At 70.2% G+C, this 14863-nt stretch carries 11 protein-coding genes; 7 read left to right on the top strand and 4 right to left on the bottom strand.

The genetic code is table 11. The features are described from left to right. The first annotated feature begins 87 nt into the window (after positions 1 to 87). The 5 genes from IFR11_RS08230 to IFR11_RS08210 all read left to right on the top strand — a co-directional run bounded on the left by IFR11_RS08230 (position 88) and on the right by IFR11_RS08210 (position 6401). Positions 88 to 1920 (top strand): S8 family serine peptidase, encoded by a 1833-nt coding sequence (locus tag IFR11_RS08230; protein WP_191915816.1) that lies wholly within the window; start codon positions 88 to 90, stop codon positions 1918 to 1920. A 25-nt stretch (positions 1921 to 1945) separates the two neighbouring features. Continuing rightward, positions 1946 to 2614 (top strand): TetR/AcrR family transcriptional regulator, encoded by a 669-nt coding sequence (locus tag IFR11_RS08225; RefSeq protein WP_055936279.1) that lies wholly within the window; start codon positions 1946 to 1948, stop codon positions 2612 to 2614. A gap of 136 nt (positions 2615 to 2750) precedes the next feature. Continuing rightward, on the top strand, positions 2751 to 3998 hold the full coding sequence (locus IFR11_RS08220; protein WP_191915815.1) for an acyl-CoA dehydrogenase family protein: 1248 nt from the start codon (positions 2751 to 2753) through the stop codon (positions 3996 to 3998). 177 nt (positions 3999 to 4175) lie between these two features. Continuing rightward, positions 4176 to 5354 (top strand): AI-2E family transporter, encoded by a 1179-nt coding sequence (locus IFR11_RS08215; RefSeq protein WP_191915814.1) that lies wholly within the window; start codon positions 4176 to 4178, stop codon positions 5352 to 5354. A 3-nt stretch (positions 5355 to 5357) separates the two neighbouring features. Beyond that, the gene (locus IFR11_RS08210; protein ID WP_191915813.1) at positions 5358 to 6401 is read left to right on the top strand and encodes an ATP-dependent DNA ligase; all 1044 of its coding nucleotides are present in this window, start codon (positions 5358 to 5360) and stop codon (positions 6399 to 6401) included. A 118-nt stretch (positions 6402 to 6519) separates the two neighbouring features. On the opposite strand, the gene IFR11_RS08205 is transcribed toward IFR11_RS08210, so the two are convergent. Continuing rightward, positions 6520 to 6840 carry a hypothetical protein gene (locus IFR11_RS08205; RefSeq protein WP_191915812.1) on the bottom strand — a complete coding sequence of 107 codons (321 nt, stop codon included), beginning with the start codon at positions 6838 to 6840 and terminating at the stop codon, positions 6520 to 6522. A 124-nt stretch (positions 6841 to 6964) separates the two neighbouring features. Here IFR11_RS08205 and IFR11_RS08200 point away from each other — a divergent pair, with 124 nt between their 5' ends. Continuing rightward, positions 6965 to 9193, top strand: coding sequence for a S8 family serine peptidase (locus IFR11_RS08200; protein ID WP_206755300.1), 2229 nt, complete (start codon positions 6965 to 6967; stop codon positions 9191 to 9193). Between the two features lie 24 nt (positions 9194 to 9217). Here IFR11_RS08200 and ligD read toward each other — a convergent pair whose 3' ends face one another. After that, on the bottom strand, positions 9218 to 10249 hold the full coding sequence (ligD, locus tag IFR11_RS08195) for a non-homologous end-joining DNA ligase (protein ID WP_191915810.1): 1032 nt from the start codon (positions 10247 to 10249) through the stop codon (positions 9218 to 9220). Positions 10250 to 10360: 111 nt separating this feature from the next. Between ligD and IFR11_RS08190 the strand changes: the two genes are divergently transcribed. Beyond that, the gene (locus tag IFR11_RS08190) at positions 10361 to 10987 is read left to right on the top strand and encodes a DUF1684 domain-containing protein (protein WP_070408495.1); all 627 of its coding nucleotides are present in this window, start codon (positions 10361 to 10363) and stop codon (positions 10985 to 10987) included. Positions 10988 to 11150: 163 nt separating this feature from the next. Here the strand turns inward: IFR11_RS08190 and IFR11_RS08185 are convergent, their stop codons facing one another. Together IFR11_RS08185 and IFR11_RS08180 are read right to left on the bottom strand one after the other, a co-directional pair. Next, a complete protein-coding gene (locus tag IFR11_RS08185) occupies positions 11151 to 12233 on the bottom strand; it encodes an SseB family protein (protein ID WP_191915809.1) in 1083 nt (360 codons plus the stop codon). Positions 12234 to 12340: 107 nt separating this feature from the next. Beyond that, complete coding sequence (locus IFR11_RS08180; protein ID WP_055834088.1) at positions 12341 to 14785, bottom strand: ATP-dependent helicase; 2445 nt, start codon at positions 14783 to 14785, stop codon at positions 12341 to 12343. Positions 14786 to 14863 lie beyond the last annotated feature (78 nt).

Here is a 14863-nt window from a genome sequence, read left to right as displayed (position 1 = left end):
GTGGCCCCTAGGATGAAGCTCGTCGGCTCCCTGAGCCACCGCCGAGCTGACCAGTCGACGGCGTCACCGACCCTGGGAGTCGTTCGCGTGCGGACCTCAGTGGGCTTCGCCCTCGCTTTCATCCTCGTCACCGCCGGTATCGCCCCCGCCGCGTGGGCGGTCCCCACCGACGCGGCGGAATCCTGCCGGTCGATCCCGGTCGACGCCGACGCGCCGCTCAAGGCCGACCTCGCGCGGGAGCGCTTCGGCGTCGACGGCACCGGCGTCACGGTCGGCGTGCTCTCGGACTCGTTCGGCCTGACCTCCGCCGCGGGCGCCACCGTGGCCGACGACATCGCCCACGGTCTGCTGCCGGGCCCCGGCAACCCCTGTGGGCGCACCACCCCCGTCGATGTCGTCCACGAGACGACCGGGGGCAAGGACGAGGGACGCGCGATGCTGCAGCTCGTGCACGGCATCGCCCCGGGCGCGACGCTGATGTTCGCGGGAGTGGATGCCGATCGCGCGGCCTCGTTGCGCGAATCCATCGACCTGTTGGTCGCCGCGGGCGCGGACGTCATCGTCGACGACATCGGCATGGAAGACGACTCGATCTTCCAGCGCTCCCTCTCGGGCGAGGCGATCGTGCGCGCAACCGCGGCCGGCGTTGCCTACTTCACGGCCGCGGGCAACGGCAACAAGATCGCCGTCGCCCCACGGCCGGGTCAGTCGAAGGCGCCGGTCAACGGCTGGGAGACGACCGCGTACCGGCCGACCGCCTGCCCCGACGGGGTGACCGCGGCGGTTCTCGCGCAGGGACGCACCGCTCCCCTCGACTGCCTCGACGTCGACCCCGCAGAGGGCTCCGACACGACCCTGAACTACGTGATCGGCGTGCAGAACGAGGGCGAGGTGATCTTCCAATGGGGTGAGCCGGCCGACCGCGTGAGCGGCCTGTTCGTCCCCGTCGTCATGATCGACGGAGAGCCCCTGTCGACCGCCCCCACACCGCTGCAGGACGCCACCCCCGGCTTCACCGTCGCCCTGCCCGCCCGCGACAAGCCGTTCGAGATCGACATCACCGTCGCGCGCCTCGCGATCCCGGATGCCGCGACCTCGCTGCCCCTGCCGCCGGTCTTCGTCTCGTTCGACCAGGGCGTGCAGGTCGGATCCGCCGAGTACTGGCGCTCGAGCGGCGACGACACCGTGGGCCGCACGATCATGGGCCACAACGGCGACCCGGCTGCCATCTCGGTCGCCGCCGCTCCCGCCGCCACCCCGCTGCAGGTCGAGGACTTCAGCAGCATCGGACCGGTCACCTGGGCGTTCGGCTCGCGCTTCGCGGCCGATCCGTCGGCGGTGCTCGACCCTCGTCCGGTGGTGTCGAAGCCCGATCTGCTCTCGGTCGACGGGGTCCGCACCTCGGTGCTCGGCGCCGACACCGACGAACCCGGCGTCAAGATCTTCTCGGGCACGTCGGCGGCCGCCCCCAACGCCGCCGCCGTCGCCGCGCTGATCCGCTCCCTGGCCCCCGACACCGACCAGGAGCAGATCCGCGCCCTGCTCACCTCGACGGCGACCCGCGCTCCCTCGCCCTGGGGTTCGGTCCCCGCCGAGAACATCGTGGGCGCCGGCCTGATCGACGCCGAAGCGGCCTTGGCCGCCCTGCCTCCGCGCCCCGGCCCCACCCCCGAACCGACACCGACGCCGGACCCGACGCCGACGCCGGAACCCACGCCGACGCCTTCGCCGACGGCGACAGCGGGCCCGATCGCCTCGCCCAGCGCGTCTCCGGCCCCGGCCGCCGCTCCCGACGGGGGTCGCCTCGCATCGACCGGAATGGATGCCACCGCCCTCGTACCCCTGGCGATCGCCGCGGGGGTGGTGGTGATCGGCGGCGTGATCCTGCTGGTGGCGCGTTCGCGCGCGCGGCGGCGGTGAGCGGCGCCCCGGTTAGGCTTCCCGTGTGAGCGACACCCCTGCCCCCTCGAGCCGCACGGCGGTCGTGGCGGCCGCGATCGACCTGTTCGCCGCGCACGGGTACGACCAGACGTCGGTGGAGCAGATCGCCCAGGCCGCCGGGGTCTCGCGCTCGACGTTCTTCCGCCAGTTCGGCGGCAAAGAAGACGTCGTCTTCGCCGACCACGAGGTGCTCATCGGCGAGACCCGCGCGTACCTCGCGCAGCCGCACGCCGACCCGTGGGCGGCCGTGTGCGACGCCTCGATGCGCGTGTTCCGCCACTTCGCCGCCGACCCCGAGCTGGCCCGCCGTCGCTACGCGATCGTGCGCGAGATCCCGGGGCTGCGCGACCGCGAGATCGTCACCGTCTTCCGGTACGAGCGCCTCTTCGACGAGTACCTGCGCGACGCCCTCCCGGGCCTCGATCCGCTGGATGCCGTCGGCTTCGCCGCCCTCGTCACCGCCGTGCACAACCACGTGCTGCGTCGACTCATGCGCGGCGCCCGGGTTCCGGCATCCACTCTGCGCCGCGCGCTCGACGACGTGCTGCGTCGGTACGGTGTGCATCCCGACGGGGAGGACCCGGCCGGCGACGACGTGATCGTCGCCGCGTTCCCCCGGCGCATGCCCACCGCCGAGATGTCGCGCCGCCTGCGCGCGTCGCTCGAGGACTGAGCGCGGACGACGCACCCGCCTCATCGAGTGTCCCGAACACGCCGCTCCCGCACGGGGAGTGCGGCGTGTCTGGGACACTCAACGCTCTGCCCGCACACCATGACACCCAGTCCCAAGATGGGCGATACTGGGAACCATGACCATCGACGCCGATGCCGAGACTCCCACGCTCCCCGGTGAGCGGATCGCCCGCTACGACCTGCTCGGGCGCCGCGACACCGATTACTACGCCGTCTTCGCCGACATCCCCGAGGCCGACCGCGCCGCGTGGGAGCGCGCGAAGCAGTTCGCCGACGAGGTCGGCACGCGCATGCAGGGCGAATGGGATGCCGCGACCTACCCCATCGAGCTCGTCCGCCGCATGGGCGAACTCGAACTCTTCACCGACGGCATCGAGCACCCCGACCTCCCCGCGACCTCTCCCCTGGCCGCGGGCCTGGTCAACATGGAGATCTCGCGGCACGACGGGTCGCTGGCCACCGCCCTCGCCGTGCAGGGCGGACTCGCGCTGCGCACCCTGGCGCTCTTCGGCTCCCCCGCACAGCAGCAGCGCTGGCTGCAGCCCCTCGCCGACGGGTCGGTGCTGGGCGCCTTCGCGCTGACCGAGCCCGACCACGGGTCCGACTCCGTCTCGCTCGAGACCACCGCCACCCGCACGGCCGAGGGGTGGTCACTCCGCGGCACGAAGAAGTGGATCGGCAACGGCGCATCGGGCGGCATCACGTTCGTGTGGGCGCGGGTCGAGAACGAGGGCGGCGACGACCACGGAGCGGTGCGCTGCTTCCTCGTCGAGCAGGACACCCCGGGGTACACCGGAACGGTCATCACCGGAAAGGTGTCGCTGCGCGGCATCCATCAGGCCCACATCGCGCTCGACGACGTCCACCTGCCCGAGGATGCCGTGCTCCCGGGCACACACACGTTCAAGGACGCATCGATCGCGCTCTTCGCGACCCGCTCGGGCGTCGCCTGGTCGGCGCTGGGTCACGCCACCGCCTGTTACGAGATCGCGCGGACGTATGCCACGGAACGCATGCAGTTCGGCAAGCCCCTCGCGAAGTTCCAGATGGTGCAGGAACGCCTGGCGCAGATGCTCGACGAGGTCACCGCCATGCAGCTCTACTGCCGCCGCCTGGCCGACCTCGAGACCACCGGCGGCCTGCGCCCCACGCAGGCGTCGCTGGCGAAGTACCACAACACCCGCGCCGCCCGTCGGGTGGCCTCGGTCGCCCGCGATCTGCTCGGCGGCAACGGCATCCTGCTCGAGAACGGCGTCATGCAGCACCTGGCCGACATCGAGGCGATCCACACGTACGAGGGCACCGAGAGCGTGCAGGCACTGCTCCTCGGCCGCGACATCACCGGCATGAGCGCGTTCGTCTGACCCCGGATGCCACGCCCCGGCGCCCTCCTCGGCGTCGGGGCCGCGGTCACCGGCCCTCGGCGACCGCCCGGGGGCCTGTGGAACGCCCCGGTTTCCGGCATCCCCAGGCCCTATCCGGCGCCACGACACCGCGCAACCCGCGCCTGCCATGTCGGACGCCCCCGCTACCTTGTGAGCATGGGCCTGTTCTCTCGTCATCCCGCGCCACGCGACGCGATCACCTCCGTCGCTCAGGAGGTGCAGACGCCTCCGAAAAGCCTCTGGGCCGACGGGTTCGGGCGCCTCGCCGTCCGTGCGCTGCAGATAATCGTCGTGGTCATCCTCGTCGCCGGTCTCATCTGGGGCATCCAGCAGGTGACGCTCGTCATCATCCCGCTGATCCTCGCTCTCATCTTCGCCTCGGCATTCGGCCCGGTGACGATGTGGATGAGGCGCAAGGGAGTGCCGGCGGTCCTGGCGACCCTTCTCACGCTGCTCGCCGTCGTCGTCGTGTTGGGCGCCCTCGGCTGGCTGGTCGTCAACGCCGTCGTCGACCAGTGGCCGAAGCTCAGTTCGCAAGCCGTGCAGGGCTTCCAGCAGGCACAGGACTGGTACCACACGCTGCCCTTCGCGATCTCGCAGGACCAGGTCAACGGCCTCATCCAGGGCGTTCAGGACTTCGTCACCAGCTCGCAGTTCGGCAGCGGCGCCCTGGCGGGAGTCAGCGCCGTGGCGTCGTTCGTCACCGGCTTCGTGCTCATGGTCGTCATCCTGTTCTTCTTCCTCAAAGACGGCCCGCGCATGTGGGAGTTCGTCCTGCGCCCGTTCCGCGGCGACCACTACGACCGCGCCCGCCGCATCGGCGACAAGACGGTGACGGTGCTCGGGTCGTACATGCGCGGCACCGCCTCGGTCGCCGCCGTCGACGCGATCGGCATCTACATCGGTCTGCTCATCCTGCAGGTGCCGCTCGCGCTGCCCCTCGCCGTGCTCGTCTTCCTTCTCGCGTTCATCCCCATCGTCGGCGCGGTCACCGCCGGCATCCTGGCGGCCCTCGTCGCCCTCGTCACGAACGGCCCCATCGTGGCGCTGATCGTCGTCGGCGTCGTCGTGCTCGTCAACCAGCTCGAGGGCAACTTCCTGCAGCCGGTGCTCATGGGCCGCACCATGAAGCTGCACTCCTTCGTCGTGCTGGTGGTGCTGGCCGGCGGCACCGCGATCGGCGGCATCCTCGGCACCCTGCTGGCCGTGCCTCTCACCGCCGTGGTCTGGGGCATCGTCAGCGTCTGGAACGGCACCGACCGGCCCGCCGAGTGGGCGCGTCGCAAGAATCGCAAGAACCCCGTCCCGCTCGCCGGGGGCGAGAGCAAAGGCTGAGCCATGGCCTACGACATCCCGGCACCGATGCTGGCGAAGTCCGTTCCCGCGGTGCCCGAGCACGCCAAGGTCGAGGGAGGGTTCAGCTACGAACCCAAGTGGGACGGCTTTCGCGCACTCGTGTCGTGGGACGGCACCGATGTCGAGATCGGCAGCCGCGGAGCGAAGCCCCTCACCCGCTACTTCCCCGAGCTGGTCGCCGCGTTCGCCGAGATTCTGCCCGAGCCGTGCTTGATCGACGGTGAGGTCGTGGTGGCCCGCGGGCAGCGCGGTGACCAGCGACTCGACTGGGAGGCCCTGTCGCAGCGCATCCACCCCGCTGCGTCGCGCGTGACGATGCTGTCGCACGAGACGCCGGCGATGTTCATCGCGTTCGACCTGCTCGCGCGCGGCGACCGCGACCTGCAAGCCGAGCCCTTCTCGGAACGCCGCGCCCAGCTCGAGAACCTGCTCGGCGCCGTGCCGCATCCCGTTCACGTCACCCGCACCACCGACGACCCCGACCTCGCGCGCCGGTGGCTCGCCGAGTTCGAGGGCGCCGGCCTCGACGGCGTGATCGCCAAACCCCTCGCCCAGCCCTATGCGCCGAACAAGCGCACGATGTTCAAGATCAAGCACGCCCGCACCGCCGACGTCGTGGCGCTCGGGTACCGCATCCACAAGTCGGGCCAGGGCGTCGGGTCACTGCTCGTCGGTCTCTACGACGACGAGGGCATCCTGCACGGCGTCGGCGGGGTATCGGCGTGGACCGACGCCCGCCGCCGCGAACTCATCGACGAGCTCGCGCCGCTCGTCGAGCGCGACGCCGAGGGCGAAGCGGTCGTCGGAGAGACCGACCGTTCGCGCTTCTCGGCATCCAAAGACGTGTCGTTCGTGCGCCTGCGCCCCGAGCGCGTGCTCGAGGTGCGCTATGACCAGCTCGAGGGCATGCGCTTTCGCCACACCGTGCAGTTCGACCGGTGGCGCCCCGACCGCGACGCCCGCTCGTGCACCTTCGCGCAGCTAGAGACGGTGACGTCGTACGACCTGGGCGACGTGCTGGACTGAGGGGTTGGTCTTCCTGCCCTCGATGTCGAGCACGACGGAGCGTCGCCCCCGGGCTGCCCACCTCGGTCGTCCACTCGTTCCGCCCGCGCGAGGAGAGACCGACCGGTCGGGGCCGCAGCTATGCGAGTTCTCGTACGAAATCCTGAGTAAGCGTCGCCAGGAACGCATGGTGGTCGAGGCCGGGTGTCGGTGACACGTTCGGAGGCAGCGAACTGAGGAAATCGAGATGGCCGACACCGGGGTAGGTTCGCACGCTGATGGTGGCGGGGGCAGCGCGCAGGACATCCACGGTTGACGGAGGCGTCACCCTGTCTGCCGCTCCCGTCATGACGACGACCGGAACATGGAGTCGATCGAGCGCACCCGGCGCGCGAAACCAGCCGAGCGTGGGGGCTAACGCGATCACCTTCGAGACGCGAGCTTCGACGGCGATGATCACGACAGGAGCGTAGCTTCTGGCCGCGAAATCGGGGGCTGCTATTGTGAGCGCGGCTCTGCTCGGGGCCGCTGGCTCTTGGGGGATAAGCGTGCACCGTCTGGGCAGAATGACCGTTGTCGGCGCCGTGATCACTGGCTCGCTGGTCACCACCCTTCTCGCAGGTACCGCGGCATCGGCGGCACCGGGACCGGACGACGATGGGTCCGACACGCTCTCGGGACGCCTGCTGCAGGTCACTCAGCTCGACCTGTCGGACGACCCCGCAGAAGCATCGCGGCAGATCGACGAGCAGTCGGTGACCCTCGGCACCGTCGACGGCGGGCCGGCGAGTCTGCAGGTCTCCCCCGGCGGTATCGCCGTGACGATCTACTACACGACACCGCCCACCGACGGCGATCTCGCTGCCATCCGCGAGCTCGGCACCGTCGACGACGTGGCGGCGAAGTACCTCGTCGTCGACGCGACGATCCCGGCCGCAGCGCTGGCGACGGTCGCCGCCCTTCCGAACATCGCCTATGTCCTCGAGAACATCGCCCCGACGACATCGGGGGTGAGCCGCGACATCGTGGGCGCCCGAGCAGAAACGACCTCGGCCGCACGTCCGACCGACTCCTGCCGCACCATCGAAGCCAACCTGGCCGAGCCCCTGAACGTTCCCTTCGCGCGCGAGCTTTACGGCGTCGACGGCACGGGGGTGAAGATCGGGATCATCTCGGACTCCTACGCGACACGGACAGACCCCCTGAGCACGCCGGAACAGGACATCGCCGCCGGGCTCCTTCCCGGTGACAGCAACCCGTGCGGTTACGCACAGCCGGTGCAGGTCGTCAAAGAGAGCCGTCAGGCCGGATCCGACGAGGGGCGTGCCATGGCCCAGCTCGTGCACAGCATCGCGCCGGGGTCGACCCTTCTGTTCGCCAGCGGATCCGGTGGGCAGGCGGGGTTCGTCGACGCCGTGGACGCATTGACACACGCAGGCGCCGACGTCATCGTCGATGACCTCGGGTACTCGGGCGAACTGATGTTCCAAGACGGCCCGGCCTCGAACGCCCTCTCAGACGCCGTTGCCGACGGCATCCCCTTCTTCACCGCCGCCGGCAATGACACGTCGTTCGCCAGTGTGGGACCGAGTACCGGTCACGTCATCTCGTCGTGGGAGACACCTGAGTACCGTCCCACAGACTGCCCCCCGTCCGTGGCGGCCTACCTTCGCGACAATGAGATGACCGGGGACTGCCTCGACTTCAGCCCCTCCGAACAGGCAGACCCGACCGACACCCTGACGTACCCGAACCTGCATAACCAGGCGAACCCGTCGGCGACCATCATGCTGCAGTGGGCGCAGGCCATCAGGGCGTCCGACACCCAGTTGATGGCAGCCGTGCTCGATTCCGACGGGAAGATCCTTCGCATCACTCCGTCGCAGCCTCTCGGACTGCCCCTGCAGACGCTGGCTTTCGAACCCGATCAGGGCGACCTCCGCACCGGGGGCGAATACGACTTCGTCGTCGTTCGCAACACCACCGACGGCATCCCTGCATCTCTTCCGCGTGTGAAGGCCATCTTCACCGGAAGCTACCTTCGCGGCGCCGAGTACTTCGAGAACACGGGGGGAGACATCGTCGGCCCCTCCATCTACGGGCACGCGGGCACGCCGTCGGGCGTCAGCGTGGTCGCGGCCAACGCCGCCGACCCCTCCGTCATCGAGCCTTTCAGCGGCACCGGGCCGCTGACCCTGTACTTCGAGCCCTTCCCCAGCACGAAGGCCCTGCCGCAGCCGATCGCCGGGGCGCCCACCCTGACGGGCCTCGATGGTGTCTGGACCAACTTCTTCGGCACTCCGGTGCCGGACGAGCCGGGAACCTACTCCTTCACCGGTACCTCAGCGGCGGCTCCGTCCGCCGCGGCAGTCGCGGCCCTGGGGCTGCAGAAGAACCCCGACCTCACCCCCGCTCAGGTGACCGCGGCCCTCACCTCGACCTCTCGAGAAGTTCCGTTCATCTTTCCGGGTGTCGAGCGCAAAGACGTGACGGGATCCGGTCTCGTGGATGCCGCGGGGTTCCTTTCCGTGCTCCCCGCGCCGACTCCCACTCCCACCCCGGTTCCCCCGACGCCCGTCCCCCCGACACCGGTACCGACACCTGTACCGACACCCACCGACACGCCCCTCCCCCAGCCCACGTCGACGGCCGTTCCCGTGCCGAACGACGCCGGGGGAACACGCGAACTCGGACGCACCGGCACGTCGGCAGACGGCGCCCTCACCGGCGGCGTTCTCGGCGCGCTGCTCGTCGTCGGCGGGCTCGGGGTGGTTCTCCTGCGTCGCGGCCGCACGGGCCGTCCCCGTCTGTGACGCCCCTCGCGTCGGTCGGGTCGCTCAGCCGTCCGACGCGGGGTTCTTCGCACGAGACGGCTGCACGCGCGGCGGCTCCCCCGGCATCTTGGGGAACTCCGGAGGGAAGGGCAGTTCGCCGAGGCCGTTGTCGAGGTCGCGCTGCCACCACTCCAGCAGCGTGTCGATGCGCCCGGGCTTCTCGGCGAACCCGGCCCACGGATCGCCGACGGATGCCAACCGCTCGGGGATGCTGCGCACGGTGAACGCGAGCGGGTCGAGGCCGTCGAGCTCGTCCCACTCGACAGGCGTGGACACGGTGGCCGTCGGCAAAGCGCGGGGCGAGTAGGCGCCGGCCATCGTGCGATCGCGGTTCGCCTGGTTGAAGTCGACGAAGATGCGCTGGCCGCGCTCCTCTTTCCACCAGCTCGTGGTCACGGCATCCGGCATCCGTCGCTCGAGTTCCCTGGCCGCGGCGATGACCGCGTGTCGCACGTCGAGGAACTCGTGGGTGGGCTCGATCGGGCAGAACACGTGCAGACCACGGTTGCCGCTCGTCTTGATCCACGCCTCGAGCCCCGCCTCGCGCAGCACCGTGCGCAGCTCGTGCGCGGCGACGACCGCTTCGGCGATCCCCGTGCCCGGCTGCGGGTCGAGGTCGATGCGCAGTTCGACGGGATGGTCGGCGTCGCTCGCGAGCGAGGCCCACGGGTGGAACACGATCGTGTTCATCTGCGCCGCCCACACGGCCGAGCCGATCTCACCGAGGAAGAGCTGCGGATGCCGCCGCCCGCTGTTGTAGGTCACCGTCACGGCCTCGACGAACGCCGGCGCCCCCTTGGGCGGGTTCTTCGAGAAGAACGCCTCGCCCCCGACGCCCTCGGGAAAGCGTTCGAGCGAAATCGGCCGATGCCCGTTCGCCGCGATGAAGGGGTCGGCGACGGCGATGAGGTACTCGGCGAGTTCCCGCTTGGTGATGCCCACCTCGGGCCAGAGCACGCGATCGGGGTTCGAGATGCCGATCTCGCGGTCGCCCTCGGGACCCGGCACGGTCAGCGTGATGCGGGGGGATGCCATGCCCCGACGTTAGTGCGCCGGAGCCGTCGGCGTCTGCCCCGTTGCGCTCCGCGTGAGGTGCCCGTGTCCAGCCCGGGGTCCCGGCATCCGGCCTGCGTTTACGCTCGGACCATGACTTCCGCCGCCGCCCGTAAGGCCCTCGACATCGCCGACTGGCGCCGCCGCGTGTTCGCTCTGTACGACGCCGTGCGGCAAGCCGAAGATCCCGAAGAGGCGCACGAGCTCTGGCGCATCGAGCGTGACGCGCTGTTGGCCGATCACCCCGCCACTCCCCTGCTGCCGGAGCAGCGCGAGGGCTTCGTCGGCCTGCCGATCGCCCCGTACGACGCCGCCTGGCGGTTCGAGGTTCCGCTGCTCGACGCCGATGAGGCGTCGTTCGTCGCCACGACCGGCACCGACGGCGAGGTCGAGTTCGAGCGCATCGGCCGCGTCGAGCTGCCCGACACCGGCTCTCTCGACGTGTGGCGGCTGACCTCGTACGCCGGAGGGCTGTTCATCCCCGTCCGCGACGGCTCCGCCGGGCGCCCGGGCGGCACATACGGCGGCGGTCGCTACCTGCTCGACACCGTCAAGGGCGCCGACCTCGGCCAGGGCTCCGCGCCCGACAGCCTGGTCATCGACTTCAACTTCGCGTACAACCCCTCATGCGCCTACGACCCGATGTGGGCTTGCCCCCTGGCCCCGGCAGGCAACGTGCTCCCGGTCGCCGTGCCGGTGGGCGAGCTGTACGGGGTCTGAGCCACGCAGGCGCGTTGCCCGGTGGCCGTGCACGGTCGCTCGGCCATCGCAGGGAGATGGATGCCAGAGCCCGGCGCCACTGAAGCGATGGGCCCAGGGAACCCCAATAGCAACGACAACGGGCCGCCCTCCGAGAAGGAAGCGGCCCGCCGTGGTCGAGAGGTCAGGAGGTCGGCGCGGTGTCTTCCGCCGCCAGGGCGATCACGGGAGCGAGCTCGTCGCGCGTGAGGCGGATCCAGGGGCCGGCCGGGTCGATCAGCACGCCGGTGAGCTCCGCGTCGCCGGCGAGGGCCTTCGCCAACTGCAGCGGCTTGACCGGCAGGGGCTGGTCGCCGCGGCCGAGCGCGAGCAGCTCGAGCGGGTGCGTGAACACCTCGAGATAGCGCTCGCCACCGGCTGAACGCGACTCGGCGACACCGACGGGTCCGCCCTCTTCGGTCTGGGCGACGGCGATCCACATCGGCGCCTCGGCCACCATGGCGTCGACGATCGTGGATGCCGTGGTCTCATCGCGCGTCTCGCACAGGGCCGTCTTGATCCGCAGTTCAGGGTCGACCTCGGCGACCATGCGCTCGAGCAGCGCCTTGGGCAGCACGGCGCGGTTGTCGCCCGAGGCCGGGTCGAGCACGATGCCGGCGTACGAGCCGCCGAGCACGTGCTGCAGCAGCGCCATCACGGGCTGACCCATCGCCGAGGTGTCGTGGTCGCCGTCGGCCTCGACGCTCGCGCGCAGGGCCATACCACCGCTGTAGGCGAGCACGAGCTGCTCGTCGCCGCGATTGGCGACGGCCAACGGAAGGTCTTTGCCCTCGGCGAGCAGGGCGCGCGCGTCACCCTTCACGCGCAGGAAGACGTGCCCCTGCAGCAGCTGACGGGCGACGTTGAGCAGCTGCGCGGGCTCGGGCTGGTCCTTGATCTCGGCGAGGGCGATCCCCAGCAGAGCGTTGTCGCGCAGACCCTGCACCGTCTCGGGAGCCTCGGGGGCTTCCATCGGTCCGGGCTGGCGGGCCGACGGCCGCGCCGAGAGAGGAGGCGCCGAAGGGTTTTCGGGACCGGCACCCACACCACGGAACGACGACATCGAAATGCCGACCGCGGGGGCGGCGGGGGCCTGCTCGGCGGCGGGGGTGGCGTCGCTCGGACCGGCGGGATCGACGGGCTGCTCGCCCGGTTCGATGGTGCTGTCGGGCCGGTCGGCCGATGCGTCGTCGGAATCGGACTTGTTGCGGCGCGAGAAGAGGGCCATTGTTCCAGCCTATCCGGGCGGTCCCTGTCGCGGGCCCGGCCGGCCCGACCGCGACCTCGCCCCGTCGTGGTCTGAGAGGGCGCGGCGTGGTCCGACGCCGCGCCGGTTCACACCTTCGCGATCGGCGCGATCTTCACCAGCAGCTTCTTCGGCCCCACCGTGTCGAAGCGCACGTGCGCCACGCGCTTCGCACCCTCGCCGGTGACGGCGTCGACACGCCCCTCGCCGAAGTCGTCGTGACGGATGCGATCTCCCGCGGCCAGCACCAGGTCGCCGTTGTCGCGCACCTTCGCCGGAATGCGGTTGGGGAACTTGCTCGGGTCGGCCGGCGCACGCTTGGGCAGCGGTACGAGGTCGTCGCCGTAGCGGTTGCCCCCCGAGCCGCCCTGACCGGCCCATCGGCCGCCGCGCGCGTTCAGCGCGCGCGACTGGGAGCCGCCCCGACCGTTGACATCGCCCGGCGACTGACGCCAGTCGATGAGGTCGGCCGGGATCTCTTGCAGGAACCGGCTCGGCATGGCGACCGTGACCTCGCCGAACTGGGCGCGGGTCATCGCGAGCGACACGTGCAGGCGCTTGCGGGCGCGGGTGATGCCGACGTAGAAGAGGCGGCGTTCCTCTTGCGGACCGCCCGGCTCGTTGGCCGAGATTCGGTGCGGCAACAGGTCTTCTTCGACGCCGGTGAGGAACACCGCGTCGTACTCGAGGCCCTTCGCGGTGTGCAGGGTCATGAGCGAGACCGAGCCCGACGCGTCGTCGAGGTCATCGGCATCCGCCACCAGGGTGACCTCGGTGAGGAAGTCGATGATCGTGCCCTCGGGGTTGTTGCGGGCGAACTCGCGCGTCACCGCGACGAGCTCGTCGAGGTTCTCGAGGCGCGCTTCGTCTTGCGGGTCGCGGCTGGCGCGCAGGGCGTCGAAGTAGCCGCTCTTGTTGAGGAGCAGCGTGAGGCCCTCAGTGACCGACGTGGAGGGAGCGAGTTCTCCCGATGCCGGCAGCATGATCGCCGTGGCCTCGGTGAGCACCGCATCGAGTTGGTCGATGGCCTTCTGCAGCTTGGGTCCGACCCCGATCTGCGCCGAATTGGCCAGCGCATCGCGGAAGGTGATGCCGTGCTCGGCGGCGTAGCGGGCGATCGCGGTCTCGGTGACATCGCCGATGCCGCGGCGCGGACGGTTGAGGATGCGGCGCACGGCCATGCCGTCGGCGGGGTTGGCAACAGCGACGAGGTACGCGAGGGCGTCCTTGATCTCGGCGCGCTCGTAGAACTTGGTGCCGCCCATGATCTTGTACGGCACGGCCGAGCGGATGAAGATCTCTTCCAGCGCACGCGACTGCGAGTTGGTGCGGTAGAACACCGCGACACCGGAGTAGTCGACGCCCTTCTTGTGCAGGGATTCGATCTCGTCGGCGACGAACTGCGCCTCGTCGTGCTGCGAGTACCCGGTGAAGCCGATGATGGGGTCGCCCGCTCCGACGTCGGTCCAGAGTTTCTTCTCTTTGCGGTCGAAGTTGTTCGAGATGACCGCGTTGGCCGCCGACAGGATGTTCTGCGTCGAGCGGTAGTTCTGCTCGAGCAACACCACCTTGGCGCCCGGGTAGTCGCGCTCGAACTCGCTGATGTTGCGGATGTCGGCGCCGCGGAAGGCGTAGATCGACTGGTCGGAGTCACCGACGACGGTGAGGGACGCCGCATCTTCGCCGACGGGTTCGGCTTCGAAGATCATCATTCCGCCGCCGGCCGACATCGGCTCGGCGTCGGATCCCGGGGGGCGCGTCAGCTCGTGGATGAGGGCGTACTGCGCGTGGTTGGTGTCTTGGTACTCGTCGACCAGGATGTGCCGGAACCGCTTGCGGTACACGTCGGCGACCTGCGGGAAGGCGCGGAAGAGGTAGACCGTCTGCGCGATGAGGTCGTCGAAGTCGAAGGCGTTGGACCGCTGCAGTTCGCGCTGGTACGAGCCGAAGATCTCGACGAAGACGCGCTCGGCCGGGTCGCTCATGTTGGCCGAGCGGGCGTACGACTCGGCGTCGGCGAGCTCGTTCTTGAGCTTCGAGATACGGCTCTGCGTCCCGGCGGGAGTCAGGCCGAACGAGTCGCCCTCGTGCTCTTTGACCAGTCGCTTGATGAGAGCGCGCGAGTCGCCCGAGTCGTAGATGGTGAACGCCTTGGTGAAGCCGAACTGCTCGGCCTCGCGCCGGAGGATGCGCACGCACGCCGAGTGGAACGTCGAGATCCACATGCCGTCGGACTTCTGCCCGATGAGCTGGTGCACGCGCTCGCGCATCTCACCCGCGGCCTTGTTCGTGAACGTGATGGCGAGGATCTGGCTCGGATACGCCTCGCGCGTGCGCAGCAGGGAGGCGATGCGCCGGGTGAGCACGCTGGTCTTGCCCGATCCGGCACCGGCGACGATGAGCAGCGCCTGACCCCGGTAGGTGACGGCATCGCGCTGGGGACCGTTGAGTCCCTCGAGCAGGTCGGCGTCGGGGCGGGCGTCCGACGGCGCGGACCCGCCGACGATGAGGGGCGTGGTGGAGGCGTCGGTCATGGCGGGTCAAGTCTAGGCGGGGCCTCCGACATCGGCCCTCCGCGCTGGCCGCGGGGCTCCCGCGATGTCGCGAGCCCC

The sequence above is a fragment of the Microbacterium sp. CFBP 8801 genome, assembly GCF_014839455.1.
GTDB lineage: Bacteria > Actinomycetota > Actinomycetes > Actinomycetales > Microbacteriaceae > Microbacterium.
Note: the sequence above shows the minus strand (reverse complement) of the source record. Positions and strands in the feature narration are given on the sequence as shown.

What these genes read in the sequence shown, in the direction of transcription:
- IFR11_RS08190 (WP_070408495.1), top strand. Translation starts at nt 10,361, where the DNA reads ATGACTTCCGCCGCCGCCCGTAAGGCCCTCGACATCGCCGACTGGCGC.
- IFR11_RS08220 (WP_191915815.1), top strand. Translation starts at nt 2,751, where the DNA reads ATGACCATCGACGCCGATGCCGAGACTCCCACGCTCCCCGGTGAGCGG.
- IFR11_RS08210 (WP_191915813.1), top strand. Translation starts at nt 5,358, where the DNA reads ATGGCCTACGACATCCCGGCACCGATGCTGGCGAAGTCCGTTCCCGCG.
- ligD (WP_191915810.1), bottom strand. Translation starts at nt 10,249, where the DNA reads ATGGCATCCCCCCGCATCACGCTGACCGTGCCGGGTCCCGAGGGCGAC.
- IFR11_RS08185 (WP_191915809.1), bottom strand. Translation starts at nt 12,233, where the DNA reads ATGGCCCTCTTCTCGCGCCGCAACAAGTCCGATTCCGACGACGCATCG.
- IFR11_RS08180 (WP_055834088.1), bottom strand. Translation starts at nt 14,785, where the DNA reads ATGACCGACGCCTCCACCACGCCCCTCATCGTCGGCGGGTCCGCGCCG.
- IFR11_RS08215 (WP_191915814.1), top strand. Translation starts at nt 4,176, where the DNA reads ATGGGCCTGTTCTCTCGTCATCCCGCGCCACGCGACGCGATCACCTCC.